This window comes from Aquiflexum gelatinilyticum (assembly GCF_024813435.1).
In the GTDB taxonomy this organism is placed as follows: domain Bacteria; phylum Bacteroidota; class Bacteroidia; order Cytophagales; family Cyclobacteriaceae; genus Cognataquiflexum; species Cognataquiflexum gelatinilyticum.
In genome coordinates this window covers 87982-106225 of the sequence record NZ_JANAEZ010000002.1, presented here as the reverse complement: position 1 = coordinate 106225, position 18244 = coordinate 87982, and the positions used below count along the sequence as shown (strand labels likewise).

General features: G+C 39.9%; 15 protein-coding genes. 8 read left to right on the top strand and 7 right to left on the bottom strand.

The features are described 5' to 3' along the window. Positions 1-30 precede the first annotated feature (30 nt). Positions 31-1383, top strand: a complete 1353-nt coding sequence (locus tag NK987_RS05060; RefSeq protein ID WP_259262991.1) for a deoxyguanosinetriphosphate triphosphohydrolase — start codon at positions 31-33, stop codon at positions 1381-1383. 22 nt (positions 1384-1405) lie between these two features. On the opposite strand, the gene NK987_RS05055 is transcribed toward NK987_RS05060, so the two are convergent. Further along, positions 1406-1858, bottom strand: a complete 453-nt coding sequence (locus tag NK987_RS05055) for a DUF1569 domain-containing protein (RefSeq protein WP_259262990.1) — start codon at positions 1856-1858, stop codon at positions 1406-1408. Between the two features lie 250 nt (positions 1859-2108). Between NK987_RS05055 and ileS the strand changes: the two genes are divergently transcribed. The 5 genes from ileS to NK987_RS05030 all read left to right on the top strand — a co-directional run bounded on the left by ileS (position 2109) and on the right by NK987_RS05030 (position 9562). Further along, on the top strand, positions 2109-5495 hold the full coding sequence (gene ileS / locus NK987_RS05050) for an isoleucine--tRNA ligase (protein ID WP_259262989.1): 3387 nt from the start codon (positions 2109-2111) through the stop codon (positions 5493-5495). A gap of 74 nt (positions 5496-5569) precedes the next feature. Then, complete coding sequence (locus NK987_RS05045) at positions 5570-6217, top strand: lipoprotein signal peptidase (RefSeq protein WP_259262988.1); 648 nt, start codon at positions 5570-5572, stop codon at positions 6215-6217. 110 nt (positions 6218-6327) lie between these two features. After that, positions 6328-6933 carry a lipocalin/fatty acid-binding family protein gene (locus tag NK987_RS05040; RefSeq protein ID WP_259262987.1) on the top strand — a complete coding sequence of 202 codons (606 nt, stop codon included), beginning with the start codon at positions 6328-6330 and terminating at the stop codon, positions 6931-6933. 117 nt (positions 6934-7050) lie between these two features. Next, positions 7051-8859: a TrkH family potassium uptake protein gene (locus tag NK987_RS05035; protein ID WP_259262986.1), complete on the top strand. Its 1809-nt coding sequence runs from the start codon at positions 7051-7053 to the stop codon at positions 8857-8859. Positions 8860-8875: 16 nt separating this feature from the next. After that, positions 8876-9562, top strand: coding sequence for a potassium channel family protein (locus NK987_RS05030; protein ID WP_259262985.1), 687 nt, complete (start codon positions 8876-8878; stop codon positions 9560-9562). Between the two features lie 6 nt (positions 9563-9568). Here NK987_RS05030 and NK987_RS05025 read toward each other — a convergent pair whose 3' ends face one another. Continuing rightward, complete coding sequence (locus NK987_RS05025; RefSeq protein ID WP_259262984.1) at positions 9569-10378, bottom strand: ion transporter; 810 nt, start codon at positions 10376-10378, stop codon at positions 9569-9571. A gap of 172 nt (positions 10379-10550) precedes the next feature. Between NK987_RS05025 and NK987_RS05020 the strand changes: the two genes are divergently transcribed. Continuing rightward, the gene (locus tag NK987_RS05020; RefSeq protein ID WP_258424728.1) at positions 10551-11159 is read left to right on the top strand and encodes a hypothetical protein; all 609 of its coding nucleotides are present in this window, start codon (positions 10551-10553) and stop codon (positions 11157-11159) included. 20 nt (positions 11160-11179) lie between these two features. After that, positions 11180-11929 carry an energy transducer TonB gene (locus NK987_RS05015; protein WP_258424727.1) on the top strand — a complete coding sequence of 250 codons (750 nt, stop codon included), beginning with the start codon at positions 11180-11182 and terminating at the stop codon, positions 11927-11929. A 46-nt stretch (positions 11930-11975) separates the two neighbouring features. Here NK987_RS05015 and NK987_RS05010 read toward each other — a convergent pair whose 3' ends face one another. The 5 genes from NK987_RS05010 to NK987_RS04990 all read right to left on the bottom strand — a co-directional run bounded on the left by NK987_RS05010 (position 11976) and on the right by NK987_RS04990 (position 17982). Beyond that, the gene (locus tag NK987_RS05010; RefSeq protein WP_259262983.1) at positions 11976-13124 is read right to left on the bottom strand and encodes a DUF4221 domain-containing protein; all 1149 of its coding nucleotides are present in this window, start codon (positions 13122-13124) and stop codon (positions 11976-11978) included. Positions 13125-13218: 94 nt separating this feature from the next. After that, positions 13219-14358, bottom strand: coding sequence for a DUF4221 domain-containing protein (locus NK987_RS05005; RefSeq protein ID WP_259262982.1), 1140 nt, complete (start codon positions 14356-14358; stop codon positions 13219-13221). Between the two features lie 36 nt (positions 14359-14394). Further along, entirely contained in the window at positions 14395-15540 is a 1146-nt protein-coding gene (locus tag NK987_RS05000) for a DUF4221 family protein (RefSeq protein ID WP_258424722.1), read from the bottom strand. Between the two features lie 78 nt (positions 15541-15618). After that, on the bottom strand, positions 15619-16764 hold the full coding sequence (locus NK987_RS04995; protein ID WP_258424721.1) for a DUF4221 domain-containing protein: 1146 nt from the start codon (positions 16762-16764) through the stop codon (positions 15619-15621). Between the two features lie 75 nt (positions 16765-16839). Continuing rightward, positions 16840-17982, bottom strand: a complete 1143-nt coding sequence (locus tag NK987_RS04990) for a DUF4221 family protein (RefSeq protein ID WP_259262981.1) — start codon at positions 17980-17982, stop codon at positions 16840-16842. Between the last annotated feature and the right edge of the window lie 262 nt (positions 17983-18244).

Here is an 18244-nt window from a genome sequence, read left to right as displayed (position 1 = left end):
TTAAAACACATAGCTTTAGTATTTTTGGAGATGATGAATTGGGAAAAATTATTGAGTTCGGACAGGTTTGATTCTTCGAAAAAAGAAAATTCCTCACCTGAATCTTTTAGAAGTGAGTTTGAAATAGATTACGACCGGATCATTTTTTCTGCTCCGTTTAGAAATCTTCAGGACAAAACCCAGGTTTTTCCGCTTCCTGAAAATGATTTTGTCCATACCAGACTTACCCATAGCCTCGAAGTATCCAGCGTAGGCAGGTCTTTGGGAAAATCCGCCGGTGAATACCTCATCAATAAATATCCCAATCTCGCCGAAAAAGGTATCCATTCCTCTGATTTTGGTGCCATCGTGGCAGCAGCGGCATTGGCACATGATATTGGTAATCCACCTTTTGGACATGCCGGTGAGGAAGCTATTTCTGATTTTTTCAAGCATCATCCTTATGGTTTCATTTGGCGCACCCATGTCAAACCCCATGAATGGGATGATTTGACAAATTTTGAAGGAAATTCCCAGGGCTTTAGGATGTTGGTTTCCAAGGATAACGGATTGAAACTTTCGTATGCAACCTTGGCTGCCTTTACAAAATATCCAAGGCCATCCCACATTTTCAAAAGAGACCACAACCGCAGAAGTCAGAAGAAATTTGGGTTCTTTACCGACCAGCAAAAAGACTACGCCCAACTCGCCTCAGAATTGGGGCTGACCAAAATAAATGCAGAATGTTGGTTGAGGCATCCACTTGCTTTTTTGGTGGAAGCAGCCGACGATATCTGCTACAGTATCATTGACCTCGAAGACGGTTGCACCATGGGTTTGGTAAGTATTGAGCAGACCATTGAATTGCTTGCCGAGATATTGGGGGACAAATTCAAACCTGAAAAATTAGAGAAATACAAAACAGACTCCCAAAAATTGGCCATTCTGCGGGCCATGACGATCGGAAGTCTGATCAGCGAAGCGGTCGAAGCTTTTTGTGCCAATGAAGAGGCGATTCTTAGCGGTGACTTTGACAAGGCACTCACTGACATTATTCCATCCGCCAAACCACTTGAAAAAATCTCCCACCTTTCTGTGAAAAAAATCTATCGGTCCAAACCTGTTTTGGAAAAAGAAGCTGCAGGTTTTCAGGTTTTGGAAGGTTTATTGGAAGTTTTTTCAAAAGCACTGAACCATAAATTCTATCAGACCGAACTGTATTCAGGCAAAGACAAAAGTATCCTGAGGTTGCTGCCGGAAGATTTTCCTTTAGATGGATGGGAAATCAAAGTCAATCCCTATCCGTTGCTTCGGGCTTTGGTGGATTTTATTTCAGGAATGACGGACAGGTACGCGCTATCCCTTTACCGGAGAGTAAAAGGTATTTCACTTCCGGCCACCTGATTCGGACAAAAAAATTACCGCTTTAAACTCCGAATTGCCTGAGGTGGTGGTCCACATGCCTCCACACAAATATTCCCCATTGCTGATGGGTCAGTGGACCAAAAACGGGATGGGACGCTTCCAAAGCATAATCTATTTTAGGGTATTTACTCAGGATGTGAATAAATTTTGATTTTTCTTCTTCAAAGGAAGCGTCAGGGGCATTTCCTACAGTTTGAAATCTCTTTGGACCTTTGGCCAGCTTTGGGAATTCACTTCTTAGATGGAAGAATACAAACTTGAACATCAGCTGCCTGAATGTCGCACTTTTGTCAGATTTGGTAGCTTTGAGAATTCCCTGATGGGCCAAATTACAGTGGACAAGCATCTCGGTAGCGGTCATCAGACCCCAATTGGCTTTCGTAACAGGATTCAAATTATGGGCTCGATCGATCAACTGTTGCGTATCGGTTTGGATAAAAACACTTTTTTTCACAAAAATCAGGGATGTTACAATTCTAAATTTAAGCTTTTCTCATTTTGAAAAATTAATTCAAACCAAAAATTATCTGTCAAAAACCTGAATTCTGCGGGAAGCTATCCCTATTCGCCCAAAATCTCTTAACTTTGTGCCTGCTTTTGAAAGGGTTAGTTATTTGACTCTTTTCATATAGACAAATCCACCCAAGGATCAATTCAGAAATCTGGAGTTTTGGGTGGGAAAAAATAAAACCCCAAGGAATACCGTGAAAAAATACCAGGAGTTCAAACAAGTTGATTATCCCAAAATAGGAGTAGATATCCTCCAATTCTGGAAAGAGAATGACATTTTTAAAAAATCTGTGGAAAACAGAGAGGGTTTCGAAACCTTCACTTTTTTTGAAGGACCACCGTCTGCCAACGGTACGCCAGGTATCCACCATGTGATGGCAAGGACCCTGAAGGATATTTTCTGCCGGTACAAAACGCTCAAAGGATTTCAGGTAAAGAGAAAAGGCGGTTGGGATACGCATGGATTGCCTGTGGAATTGCAGGTAGAAAAGGAGCTTGGCATTACCAAAGAAGACATCGGAAAGAAGATTTCCGTCGAAGAATACAACCAAAAATGCCGCGAGACGGTCATGCGTTTCAAACATGAATGGGATGACCTCACCGAGAAAATAGGCTATTGGGTGGATTTGGATGATCCTTATATCACTTTCGAACCAAAATACATTGAGAGTCTTTGGAGCCTTTTGAGGAAGCTGTATGACAAAGGCTTGCTTTATAAGGGCTATACGATTCAGCCGTTTTCACCTGCTGCGGGTACGGGTCTGAGTTCGCACGAACTCAATCAGCCTGGCACTTACAAGGACGTCAAAGACACTTCCATCACGGCACAGTTCAAAGTCAAAGGACAGGACAATACCTACATCCTTGCCTGGACGACCACGCCTTGGACCTTGCCTTCCAATTCGGCTTTGGCCATCGGCGAAAAACTCGACTATGTCAAAGTCAAGACTTTCAACCCATACACCTTCGAACCGGTAAATGTCATATTGGCAAAAGCCAGGATGGGTGCTTACCTCAATCCAAAGGCGCAGGAAATCGCCATGGCCGATTTCAAGGCCGGAGACAAATTGATCCCTTATGAGATCATAGAGGAATACAAAGGCAAAGACCTTTTGGGTTGGGAATATGAGCAGCTATTTCCAATTGCAGGTTTGGCATTGCCGCATCCGGCATTTACGGTAGTGGCGGGCGATTATGTGACCACTGAAGACGGTACCGGCATCGTGCACTTGGCAAAAGCCTTCGGTGCGGACGATTTCAGGACTTTGGTACAACAAAATATACCCGGAGTTTTTGTCAAAGACGACTTGGGAAATGAGATTCCGGTCGTGGACAGACAAGGAAAATTCCTGCCTGTGGTAGGTGAATACCTTGCTGCAAAAATGAAAGAACATGGCATCAGCGCCCACAAGGAATTGGGAGCGAATGATTTCTATGTCAAAAATTACCTCGAAGACGATGAGAGCAACAAGGAGTACAAAAACACCGACGTGATCATCTCCATCATTCTGAAGAATGAAAACAAGGCTTTCAAAGTAGAAAAATATGAGCACACATATCCGCATTGCTGGAGGACGGACAAGCCGATCCTGTATTATCCTTTGGAAAGCTGGTTTATCAAAACCACAGCTTACAAGGACAGATTGGTAGAACTGAACAAAACCATCAACTGGAAACCCGAAGCAACGGGTACAGGCCGATTTGGCAACTGGCTAGAAAATCTGGTGGATTGGAACCTAAGCCGCTCCAGATTTTGGGGTACTCCGCTTCCGATCTGGAGAACAGCAGACGGTACAGAAGAGAAATGCATCGGTTCGATCGCTGAACTGAATGAAGAAATGGCGAAGTCCATTTCTAAAGGATTTATGACAGCTTCTCCTTTTGAAGGAAAAGAAATTGACCTCCACCGTCCTTATGTGGATGAGGTAGTGTTGGTTTCTGCGAAAGGTGAAAAAATGTTCCGTGAACCGGATTTGATAGATGTTTGGTTTGATTCCGGGGCAATGCCTTATGCACAGTGGCATTATCCTTTTGAAAATGAGGATATCTTCAAAGCCAATTATCCTGCAGATTACATTGCCGAAGGCGTGGATCAGACGAGGGGATGGTTCTTTACTTTGCACGCCATTGCGGGGATGCTCTTCGATTCGGTAGCATTCAAAAATGTGATTGCCAACGGTTTGGTCTTGGACAAAAACGGCAACAAAATGTCCAAGCGATTGGGCAATGCTGTGGATCCATTCAAAACCCTGAATGAATATGGCCCAGATGCGCTCAGGTGGTATATGCTGAGCAATGCCAATCCTTGGGACAACCTGAAATTCAACCTTGAAGGCGTGGCAGAAGTACAGAGAAGGTTCTTTGGTACACTCCAAAACACCTATAATTTCTTTGCGCTCTACGCCAACCTTGATCATTTTGTCTATGATCCTACCAAAAAAGTACCTGTACTCGAAAGAGCGGAACTGGATCAATGGATCATTTCCAAGCTTCAGTCACTGATCTCCGAAACGGAAGCGGCCATGGACAATTACGATGCCACCAAGGCCACCCGTGCGATCATGAATTTCACCGTCGATCAGCTTTCCAACTGGTATGTTAGATTGGCAAGGAAAAGATTCTGGAGAGGAGAAATCAACAAGGACAAGCAGGCAGCTTATGAGACTTTGTATGAATGTCTCTCAAGCCTTGCGCAGTTGATGTCTTCTTTTGCGCCGTTCTACGCTGATTGGTTGTACCAAAACCTCACGGAAAGCAGCAGGGAAGCTGGACAGGTTTTGCCTGAATCCGTCCACTTGGGAGATTGGAATGCAGCTGATCCAAAACTGATCAAAGAAGACCTGGAAGCAAGCATGCAGTTGGCGCAGGATATTTCTTCATTGGTCCATTCATTGAGGAAAAAAGAAAAACTCAAAGTAAGACAGCCTTTGCAAAAAGTGTTGATTCCTGTTTTGAATGAGAAAACCAAAGCACAGATCCAACATGTGGATGACCTGATCAAATCTGAGGTAAACATCAAGGATATCGAATACATAGATGATACTTCCGGTATTTTGGTAAAATCCGTAAAGCCGAATTTTGCGCTATTGGGCAAAAGATTTGGTCCGAAATTGAAGCAGGTATCTGCTGCGATCAATGCCTGGGGAAAAGAAGAAATTTCTGCAATCGAAAAAGACGGCACTTATTATCTTGACCTAGATGGAGAAACAGTTGCTTTGACTTTGGAGGATGTGTTGATCTCTTCTCAGGATATCCCGGGATGGTCAGTTGCTTCTGATAATGGGGTGACGGTCGCCTTGGATGTGACTTTGACAGAGGAACTGAAGCAGGAAGGAATCGCGAGAGACTTGGTCAACAGGATCCAAAATCTCCGAAAGGACATGGGATTGGAAGTTCAGGACAAAATCACCATCAAAGTGGCCAAACATGATGACATGGTAAATGCTGCTTTGGCAAATTTTGCCTCCTATATCCAAACCGAAACACAGGCGCTCTCGTTGGAAGTGAACGGTTCTTTGAGTGACGGAACCCAACTTGACATGGATGATTTTGAATTGACAGTCAAGGTAGAGAAAGTATAAAATCAAATTAACACGCCACAGATAGGGGAGATTCTACAAAAATTCCTTAAATCTGTGGCTTTATAATGCTATCGATGAAGTATTTGAAATATTTTGCAATCGCCCTATTGGTGATTATCATTGACCAAGCTGTCAAAATGATTGTCCATTACGAGATGGATTTTGGGACACCGGGTCAGATTAAGGTATTTGGTGATTGGTTTAAGTTGCATTATACCACCAATCCTGGGATGGCTTTTGGGATGCAGATAGGATCCGAATACGGCAAGTTGCTGCTGACCTCCTTCCGGTTGATCGCCATGTTTGGGATAGGATACTACCTTTATTACATCATCAAGAAAAATCTTCATCCTGCTTATATCGTCTGTATTTCCATGATTTTGGGAGGAGCAATTGGGAACCTTGTGGACAGTGTATTTTATGGTGTGTGGCTAAATAATGCGCCATACAATGCCCCTACCCCTTGGCTTCACGGTCAGGTGATTGACATGTTTTACATTGATATCTGGGAAGGTTTTATTCCGGAATGGGTACCTGTTTGGGGTGGAAGTTATACTGCCCTTTGGCCGATTTTCAATATTGCAGATGCTTCGATATTTGTAGGAGTTACTATCATTCTGATATTCCAAGGGCGGTTTTTCAAGGAAGAACTGGCTCCCAAGAAAGAAGAAGAAGTAGATGAAATCCAGAAGCAGTTTATAGAAGGCGAAGAAAATGTTTGATTCAAAATCCCTTCAGATTAAGATCTGAAGGGATTTTTTTTGAGCTAACATGAAAATGTAATAAATTGACACAAACTTACGTTTATTACTTATATCAAGATTGATCAGCTATGAGTCGGGTATCATTTCTTTTTCTGGCATTTATACTTTTTTCCTGTCTCAGGGATAATGATCCAATTATTTCAGAAGAAATCATCACCGAAATCCCAAAACCTGCAAGATTCAATGTCTGTGAATTTGATTTAAGCGATAAAGCGGGAACTTTTGAACTTGAAGGAAAATGGGAATTTGCAGGTTTTTTTGATACCCGATCCAATACATTGGATAACCTGACCTGTACGGCTCGTTGGGCCAAATTCTTCTTTGACGGAGAGGACAAGAAAAATGTCTATAAAATCATTCTTGAGATAAAACCCTCTAAATTTTCCGGGGAAAATCCAGCATGTAAGGACTTCCCAACATTTGAGACCACAGGTTTCAAAACCAAAATATCAGGTTGCTATAATGTATCAAACGAACCACTGATTTCCTTTAGCATTACTGAGAAAATCTACGTAGACAAATTAGACTTCACTACGTTGGAAGAAGAGGCTTCTGATGAAGAATATTTTGCCGGTTTGCAAAATGCCATCCGGTACGAAATTGACAAGAATAAGCTCTATATCTACACTGATCGTGTCCATCAAAAAATGGTTTTTTTGGCATTGGAGAACTGATTGAAGATAATTAATCTGGTACTTCTCCAGCCCAATGAATACCTGAGATTTCATTAATCCCGCCATTTCTCTACGTGTTCCCCAAATTTTTTCTACATTTCGTGACTTATCAAACCTATGCCTGAATTGCCTTTTTTTCAAAGTCCTGACCAAAAAATCAACCTTACCAAAAAGGGATTTTATTGGAACGACCGGATATTACAGATTTTGAGTTTTTTGGCTTTTGGGATTTTGGTCTACGATATCGGTTTTAGTAAAGTCGTCCAAAGCGGGAAACTCGCGGTTTTTTATAATATCTTGTTGATTGTACTTTCTCTAGGCTATACCATCCGGTTGTTTTCAAAATCTGAAAAATACAAGACTCCCAGATTAATCATCGAAATATCCATTATCCTTTTTTTGCTTACAGCAGCAGTATTGAACCTTACAGGTATTCAGCTTGATAAAGATTTTAGGATTGCAAATCTTCAGATAAAGTCTTTTTTGGTAAACCTTCTTATCTTCATCCTTTTTCTGATCGAATTGAGTAGGTTGAGTTTGGCTATAAATAAGCTGAAAGTACATCCCGCTGTGGTATTCATTTTGAGTTTCCTTCTAGTCATCATCATTGGTACGGGAATGCTGATGCTTCCAAATGCCACTATTGATGGAATTTCTTTTGTAGATGCCCTATTCACCTCGACTTCGGCAGTATGTGTGACCGGCCTGATCGTGTTGGACACTTCCAAGGACTTTACATTTATGGGGCAATTCATCATCATGGTTCTTTTTCAGGTTGGTGGATTGGGAATGATGACATTTACGAGTTTCTTTGGATTCTTTTTCAAAGGGGGCTATTCTCTCCAAAACCAGCTTTTCCTCAAGGACTACATCAATGAGGACAATATTGGTAAAATCAATTCTACCCTTGTCAAAATCATCGTATTTACCCTTGTGGTTGAAGGAGTCGCAGCACTGCTTGTGTATTCTCTTGTGGACAAAGGCTTGTTTCAAGGGGCGGGAGACAGGCTGTTTTTCTCTGTTTTCCATACTATATCCGGATTCTGCAATGCCGGATTTTCTACCTTACAGAATGGATTGTATGAATCGGGATTTAGACTACAATACAATGTCCATCTGATCATCGCCCTGACAATTATTATTGGGGGAATCGGATTTCCTGTAGTCGTCGGCTATATCAATTATCTTAAGCATGTTTTTGTAGGCACGAGTAAAAGGATCTTCAAAGGCACAGAATTCAAACATGTTCCAAGGGTTGTAAATATCAATATCAGGTTGATTGTCTACACTACTTTCATTTTATTGTGTATTGGCTTTGTTTCCTACTACTATTTCGAGTCTGAATATACCCTCAAGGGATTGTCGGGATATGGGAAATTTGTAACTGCATTCTTTGGTTCGGTCACTCCTAGGACGGCAGGATTCAACACAGTCGACATGTCAGCCTTGGCTTTACCCACAATATTAATCTATCTGATCTTGATGTGGATCGGTGCCTCTCCCGGTTCCACGGGAGGTGGACTCAAGACGAGTACCTTTGCAGTAGCCGTTCTCAACACCCTAAGTGTGGCCAAAGGAAAAGAAAGGGTGGAAGTTTTCAGCAGGGAAATCAGCAGCGACACCATCAAAAAAGCATTTGCAGTAATACAGCTTTCCTTTCTTGTTATTGGAATGGGTGTGTTTTTGGTGATGATGTTCAACCCGGAAATGAGTATCCTAGATGTAGCATTTGAGATATTTTCAGCTTTTTCTACAGTAGGGTTAAGCTTGGGCATCACTGCAGGTTTGTCTACGGGCAGCAAAATCGTGGTGACCCTGATCATGTTTTTGGGCAGGGTCGGGACGCTGACAGTACTCGTGGCCGTGGTCAAAAAAGCGAGGAGCCAAAATTATAAGTATCCTGAAGAAAGTGTCTATATAAGCTGATTTAAATCTTTTAGTTATGAAATATATCATCGTTGGTTTAGGGAATTTTGGAGGTTATCTCGCTACCCGTCTGACTAATTTGGGTCATGAGGTGATTGGGATTGATACCCGGGAATCAAAAATCGAATTTTTAAAGGACAGCATCACACACGTCATCATGATGGATGCCACCGATGCGCAAGCCCTCAAAACCCTGCCCTACAAAGATGTGGATGTAGTCATTGTCGCCATTGGAGAGGATTTTGGTGCTTCCATCATGGTGACGGCTTTGTTCAAACAACTGAAAGTCAAAAGACTGATCAGCAGGTCGATCAACAAAGTCCACGAAACTGTCATTAATGCTATCGGTGTGGACGAAATCATTCATCCTGAAGAGGATTCTGCAGAAAGAATGGCAAAAAAACTTCAGATGAAGGATGTTTTGGACTCTTTGGATGTCTCAGAGGATTACAATATCATTGAAGTAAAAACTCCGGCCCGTTACGTGGGTCTGACTGTAGCGGAAACCGAAATCAGGCAAAATTACAATATCAATATCCTCACCATTATCAAAATGGAGGAAAAGGCTAACATTTTTGGGAATAAAACTAAAGTAAAAAAAGTACAGGGCGTACTCACGGGAAATACCAAAATCGAAGAAGGTGATATCCTTTTGCTATTTGGCCATATCAAAGACCTGAGAACAGTCCTGAGTATGGATTAAATAGGCCTAAAATCCCTCTCCGCATACCTTGCAATAATTGGCATCTGCCTCATTGAAATTACCGCATGTACCGCATTTTTTCTTTTTACCATCGGCTTGGTCCCTTTTGACTTGGGTCAGTTCGGAGGTCACAATCCCTGTGGGTACAGCGATTATCGCATAACCCAACAGCATGATGACGGCGGAGATGAATTTGCCCAAAGCTGTCACCGGCGTGATATCTCCATAACCGACTGTAGTCAAAGTCACGATGGCCCAATACATCGCCATCGGTATGCTGGTAAATCCACTTGTCGGCCCTTCCACAATAAACATCAGGGTCCCGGCTATCAATACTATTGTCAAAACTGATCCTACAAAAAGCTGGATTTTGGCCCTGCTGCTTCTCAAAGCACTTTTCAAAGTTTCTGCTTCCTTGACATAGCGGCCAAGTTTGAGGATCCGGACAACCCGCAACAACCTCAACCCTCGTATCACGACCAAAAACTGCGTGTTCAACAAAAACAAACTGAGGTAACTCGGGATAATCGCCAGTAGGTCAACAATCCCATAAAAGCTGGTGATATATCCCCATTTTCTATTGCTCAGCCATAGCCTCAGAATATATTCTACAGTGAATAAGGCTGTAAAAATCCATTCCAACAAATGAAGGATATCATGGTATTTCTTGTTGATCGACGGCTCCGAATCCAATATGACCACCGTCACACTTGACAAAATCAAGACCAAAATAAATACATCAAAATTACGTGAAGCCCTGTCGTTATGTTCAAAAACAATATGCGCCAAGCGGGCTTTGGAAGGAAAAATTGCCATAGGAATCGGTTTATCCGAATTTAGCCTGATAGAGTAATAATTCCAATAAAAGCACATTTTACATCAAGAAAATGGCAAATTAAAATCGCTTTATCTCTTTATTAAAAAATTAATCCAACACTGTTTGAATATCAAATTTTCAACTAAATTGGCACCTTTAATCCCCCAAAATATGAAAAATTCATTCATCGTTCTGTTCTTTTTTTTTGTCACTCTTTATTCTACTATAGCCCAGCAGATCATTGATTGGAGCCCGGAATATGAACTGACTTTTGATGATTTTCTTTCCAAAAAAACAAAAATCGGATTTGGGGATACTTATCAGATCAATTCCACTGCCGGAATGGGATTTTCATTCCAAATGACTAATTATGAATGGATGTTTACCAAGAACTTTAATTCAAAAGTCACAAATACATTTAATAAAAATGCTGCTGTATTGGTTGCTCCGAATCTTGAAATTGCAAACAGTTTATTGGCATTTGCCAATTACCAATTTGACTTGGTGGAACTGTATGCAAGGAAATTCAGACAAAAATTATATGAGAATAAAGGAGCCTTTTCCAATCCGACTTTTTTCCAACCGATTTATAATGAAATCCAATCAGAATTGAATGAAAGGCATTCAGAGGCAGGGGAGGTAAGCAATCTCGGAATAAAATCAGAAGTTTTAAAAGAACTTCATCAAGAAGTCTTGGCTGAAATTGCTGAATTGGGAGATTTCTGCAAAGATTGTAAGCCACCGAAAGCGAAAAAAAACATTGAAGAAAAAGTACAGTAAAATTCAAAAATACCATCCGAATGAAAATCTTTCACATAGCAGCAATTTTTATATTTTCATTTTCCTTGATCTTCAGCTCAACAGCCCAGGAATTGATATATCTGAACAAATTCAGAAAGCCGATTTATGATACCAAAAAATATGAACCCCAATTTTACTTGATACAAGAAAATGGAGGAGAGAGAACTTTGGTTGAAAAAGTGTTTACAATGGAAAAGATCATGGTGGAAGAAAATGTTTTCTCAAAGGATAGTCTTGGAAACATTATCAGAGCACTAAAAAAAGGATATTCAGACAAGGGAGTGTTAGAATATATCGAGCAGGAAAATATCAAATCAGTAGTAAAAGTAAGAACTGAATACTTTGAAAGTGGAAACATTAGATCCCTCACCAAGACCAGGAATAAAGAAGTATTTGAAGAAACATACTATGATGAATCGGGCAATCAAGTACCTCCTACAATTTTTGTAAGCCCAATGGCGTTGAAAGGATTGGAAGGATGGAATGAATTCCTTGGCAAAAACCTGATCTATCCGATTGATGCCAGAAGGGCCGGTTTTGAGGGAACAGTTTACATCCATTTTATTGTGGATGAAGAAGGTAATATAGAAGAGGCAGAAGTTATAAATCCGGAGGAAGTTCACGAACTATTGGCGAGGGAAGCTTTACGGGTGGTCACAAAATATCCTTACAAATGGAATCCCGGGACCAAGGATGGAGAACCTGTGAGGATGAGTATGAGGGTTCCGATCAGATTTAAACTTGGATAATAACTAGCAACCCTCCAAGAGTTCAAAACCCTTGGAGGCTTGGTTATCAATTTATTCCTATTCTTACAAACCCCAACTCATCAGAGAAGTTTTGATAAACCCAAAGCTTACCGTCTTTGGCGAAGTATTTTGAAGGTGAAAGGATTTTGAGATCAGGAATTTCAAATTCATAAATAAAATTAAACTGCTCATCAAATACGGTTAGAAATACCTTGACATTGACCGTTTCATGAAGCAACCTTTTTTCTCTTTTTTTATCATTGAATTTACTTGAGAAAGAAAGTCTATAGTATTTCCTTGTTTGGGTATCCCAGACCAACTGTCCAAAACTTACTTGACCGAGGTAAGATTCGAGAGCTAGAATCCTATCATCAATGGAATTAATGAGATCGCCTTCCGCTGCAACAGTCACCATGTTTGGAGTCAAACTGGGGAAATAGGAAACGGTTTGGAGAAGGTCTGTTTCTGGAGAATAAACATAAAAATCATTTGAAAACTCATGGGAAACAATAATCCGATCATGTTGACTGCCTATAAAAACTCTTGGAATCCATTTGTTAAAAGTCGTAAGATCTCCCAAAGTGAATTTTTTGAAATTTTCATTGGGATCTATTCGATAGTTAGAAATCAGTTTTTCATCGGCGCTTAGTTTCTTTAATGAAACCTTGTTTAAAACTTGATCCATCGCCAATGCAAAAACAAACTCATCAAAATTGGGGTTCATTATATGCTGTTGTAAATATTCATCCTCAGCAATACCTCCATTTGCAGGCGTAACTTTACTCCAATCATATTTCCTTAACAGCTTTCCTTCCAAAGAAAAAATTGATCCTCCGGTCTCCGAAGTCAGGAACAGCTTTCCTCCACCAATACCTGTGAGACCAAAAATATAAAACCCAGTTCCATTAGGCCCTTCTTTCTCCAGAGGAAACTTTTCTACCAACTCTAACCTGTCTAGGTCTATCTTTTCAATGCTGTGGTCAAATCCGTTGAAGTTATAAAGAAACCCGTCTTGGAGACAGTAATCAGACCTAATCAGGTCTTCCTCCAAGTACAAAATTTGCTCTTTGGAATCAATCATTACAGTATCAATGGAAAAGGTGATGTTGCTAAAGTCTTCTGTCGACTTTTCCTGTTTTTTCGCTCCGCAGGAAAAAAGAATAAAGACTGAAACTGTAAAGAATAAAAATTTCATACAGAAATGATTGATGGTGTTTTTTGTTCCAATTCCTTGGAATTCCAAAAAATAATAACCCTCCAAGAGTTCAAATCCCTTGGAGGCTTGGTTATCAATTTATTCCTATTCTTATAAACCCCAATTCATCATCCACATTTTCATACATCCAGATTTTGCCGTCTTTGACAAAATGCGTCGAAGGATATTTTGAAAGCTCTTTAACCAAGGTCTCTCCCAAAACCTTGAAGTCCTTGTCCAGAATAGTGAGGTACACTTTGCTCTTTTGTTTTTCCTCTTCATCCAGGATGTTTTCTTTTGGTAGGGTTTCATATGAAAACCGGTAAAAACGTTGGTTTTTACTATCCCAAATCGGGTTTCTGAAATTGATCTCCTGATTGATTTCATTCATCGCATTGTTAAAATCCTTTTCAGATTCGACCTCAGTTACATATTTGCCGGTTTTGCCAGTTCTGGTTAGCTTGGTATCATAGTCCACCTGATACAAGGAATCATTTGCCACTTCATAGACAAGGATGGTATTGAAGGCCGAATTCGAAATAATTAATTTGCCTTCGACTTCAGTGATAAATTGGTCAGGAGCAGAAATCATCATCATTTGATCTGATTTGAGCGTAACTGAATAATCCGCCAATTTTTCAAATCCAGGAAGTTCATGTTTCTTCAAGACTTTGTTTTGGTAATCGACTTTGGCTAGGTAGAAGTTTTTCCCTGTCCAATTGCCCAAAATGCCATACATAATATTTCCATCATCCGAAATAATGGCCCTTCTGGTGAAGCTCTCGTATGCCTCAAGTGAATCTCCCTCAAACTTCTCTCCATTGAGTTTGTAAGTTCTCAACTTTTCTCCCTGAAAATTGAGCAAGGCCATATCCTGAAAGTTAGCAAAGACGATCTCATTATTTCCTATAAGGGAAATCCAGGAAATGTAATTTCCAACGCCATTTGGACCTTCTTTTTCGAATTTGATTTTCTCTTCAAGGACCAACTGATCAAGATTGACTCTATCAAGTTCGGAAGCTTCCTGATTCCAATTGTACAGGTATTTGTGGTCCTTGCTGATGGCCGAAACCCAAAGACCTCCACTAAGATTGATAAAGTCCTCTCCTGAATCCACCATGACAGTGTCCATGGAAAAGGTGATGTTGCTGAAATCTTCTGCTGATTTTTCCTCATTTTCTCCACCGCAGGAAAAGAGAAAAAGAACTGAAAGGACAAAGAGTATATGTTTCATATGTTAGGGATTTTGATTCAAATTTATTGGTTTTAGTTATTCATAATTGATGGTCATCCTCACAAAACCCAATTCGTCATCCACATTGACGTAGGACCATATTTGGCCGTCACGGACGAATACAGTATTTGGGACATTCTTGAGTCCATCTAGTAGTGTCTCTCCCAAAAGGTTAAAGCTTTCATTAAAAACACTGAGATAAACCTTGGAAATTGGTCTTTGGTCAGCACTTAAAAACACCGGCCCTTCGTTGATTTCGCTAGGAAGGGCTTCAAATGAGAAGCGGTAGAATTTGCGGTTTTGTTCATCCCACACGGGCGACTGAAAATTGATCTCGGTATCAATCTCTGCCATTAATTCTCTGAATCTTTCCAAAGATTCAACTTTTTCAGGATATCCTCCTTTCTTTTCTTTGGGAGTAAGCTTAGGGGTATAGCTGACTTGAAAAACAGAATCATTTTTCAGGTCCAACACATAAAAGGTGCTGTAGGCAGTGCTGGAAATGATGAGCCTATCACCTACTTTTTTCACAAATTTCTCAGGTATTGCAAGGGATCCCATGTTTTCCGTTTCCAATAAAATGCGATAGTCAGGCAGCTCGGAAATCCCCGGCAATTCAATTTTTGTAAGCTTCTTTTCTTTAAAATCAGACTTCACAAAAGTCATAGTATTGTTAAACCGATTGCCTAAATATCCATATATTACTTCTCCATTTTCCAATAAGATTGGGTTTCTTTCAAAATAATTTACCTCTTTAAAATCAGTTTTTTCGATTATTGGATATTCTCTGGTTTTGTTACCCTCCATATCAAATAGCATGAGCGATGGGAAACCGGATAATAAAATCTCATTTTCATTTAAAAAACTTAACCAACCCACATACCTACCTACTCCATTAGGTCCTTCACTTTCAAATTGAATTTTTTTCTCCAACCGCAATTCCTCTAGGTTGATTTTATCCAAAGTGGTTTCACCATTGTTCCACAGGTAAAGGAATTTGTTATCTTCACTCATGGTACTGGTATATAGTTTATATTTCAGATTGATGATTTCATCTCCTGAATCTACCATCACTGTATCCATTGTCAAGGTGATTTTGGAATAATCTTTGACCTCTTCTTTGACTGTGTTCTCACAGGAAAAGATAAAAAGAATGAATATTACAAAGAGTATATTTTTCATGGGATGCAGCCTTGATGGTTTTATTTTAAAGAATGTTTATGGGAAATCCTCCAAGGAATTCGAACATTTGAAGGGTTATTATTGGGTATCGATGTTTAAGCGGACAAAAGCCAAATCATCGTCTATATTCTCAAAAATCCAGATTTTGCCGTCTTTGACGAAGTGGAAACCGGGGATTTTATTCATTTTCGGCACTTCCTTTTCTGCCAGCAAGTTTAATGAACTGTCATATACAGAAAGATATACTTTTGCACCTTTCAACTTAGGATACATGTCTTCTTCTGCGGTCTCGGGTTCAAAGGTACTTTCATAAGAAAATCTATAATACAGCTCCGTCATAGGATCAAAAACAGGCGCTAGGAAGGAAGGCTCGCCATAAATACTTCTATACAAGGCATTGAATTGCTTGGGGTCCGACACCAGGTTGGGATGCTTGCCGGATTTTTCATTTTTGGTAAGCCGGCTTTGATAGGATTTGTAAAAAAGGCTGTCAAGATTGGGGTCAAACCAATATAATTCATTTGAAATATCGGAGGAAATAAAAACTTTGTCTCCAATCACTTTCAGGAACGACCTAGGGCCCATGAGGTCATACATCTGTCCATCATCATAGGTGATGGTAAATCCTGTCATTTTTTCAAAAGCATTTAATGGAATTGTGTTAAGGGAATCAGACTCAAGATCAATTATCCCCAATTGAAAGTTTTTGCCGGGGAACTCATTGACCAAACCATAAACAGTTTTTTCTTTTTTGGGATCGATAACCTCGTACATGAAATACTCTTCTGCTGACAAATACTTTTCTTTAATGGAGGCAAGATTTTCATAACCTCCAATTTTTCTTCCATCTAAGTCAAATATTGAAGGACTAGGCCAAGCACCCATGTAAATCCTTTCATTTCCCAGGTCAATCATCCCATGAATGCTATTGCCAATACCATTAGGTCCTTCCTTCTCAAACTTATTGATTGCTTCCAATTGAAGCGATTCCAAATTGATGATTTCGAGGGCAAAAGTTTCTGAATTGAAATTATATAGTTTTTTCGCATCAGCAGAAATGGAAGCGTTGGTCAAATCCCATTTGAGGAATAAAATCTCCCCTTTGGAGTCCACCATCACCGTATCCAAGGAAAAAGTCATTTGGGAGAAATCCTCATTCTTTTCGGTATTGGTCCCGCAGGATAGAAGGCAAAAGACAGAAATTAGGAGGAGTAGGTTTTTCATAAGTGTGTGGTTTGATGGTTTGATTTGATGATTGGATTTTTGCAAACCCTCCAAATGTTTGTAACCATCGGAGGGTTAGTTGGAATCGATACTTAAGCGGACAAAAGCCAACTCATCGTCGATATTTTCAAAAATCCAGATTTTGCCGTCTTTGGCGAAATGGAAGTTAGGTCTTTTGTCCAACCCATCAACCACTGTTTCGGAGACCAAATTAAAATCTAAATCTAAAATGGATAAATAGACTTCGGCCTTCTCATTGACACCATTGCCATCCACTTCTGCGAATTCTTGCAAATAGGAAAACCTAAAATATACCTGCTTTTCCGGATCCCAAACAGGATTCATGAAAGTAATTCCTTCACCAAAAGTCCTGTTTAAAGCATCAAACTCTTCTTTGGATGCCGCTTCAGCCGGATAAGTCCCCGTCTTTCTATTGGCTGTCAATTTACTTTCAAAGGTTTCAAACAAAAGGGAATCAGAAGCTACATCATAAATATATAGATCAGAAGAAGCATTATTCCCGATAATTATCTTGCCGTTATCGTTGTTTGCCCAAACCCAGGGACCTAAAAAAGCGATAGGGAAACCTTGATCCCCGTTTAGCACAGTTGTAAAATCCTTTAAGAAATCAAACTCTGGGATGGGTTTGTCCAGATAGGTCTTTTTATCAACATCCAAAATTCCAAAAGAAGTTTTGTTGTTGAACCAATCCCTGAATACCCCAAAGATCTTTTTGGGCTCGTCATCAAAAACAAAACCATACATCAACCGCTGTTGAATCGGCAAGGAATCACCTTGAAGCTCCTCGTACTTAAAATTCAAGTCTCCAACCTTCTCACCCAGCAGATTGAAAATGCCATTTTTGAGGTTGGAGTTGATATAGAATCGCTCTTCTGGTAAATACTGGATCAGTCCGATATAATCACCAATTCCATTTGGCCCTTCTTTTTCAAATGGAAATCTCCCCACAAATTCAAGCAAATCAAGATCAATTTTTTCTATGCTGTGGTCATTACTGTTGAAATTGTAGAGGTATTTTTTGTCTTCAGAAAAATCAGAAGTCCAAAGCCCTGATTTCAGATCGAGTATTTCATCCTTCGAATCCACCATCACCGTATCCAAGGAAAAAGACATTTGAGAGAAATCAGCTTGCTTTTCGGTATTGCTTCCGCAAGAAAAGAGAAAAAGAATCGAAATTAGTATCAGGTAGTTTTTCATAAAATTTAGGATAAAACTAAAAATAGTGGATTCGTAATGAAATCCAAAAATCAAAACGTTAAAAGTTGTTGATTCCTCAAAAAATTAAAATCCTATCGATCAGAATTAAATATAGAACACAAAAATCAAACTACCATAGATAGCAAAACCTGATATTTTTACTAGTGCACTAGGTAAATTATCCGATATTTTTACTAGTCCAATAGATAAATTATCGGATAATTTACCTAGTCCTATATTCAGTTACAAAAGTTTAACTCGT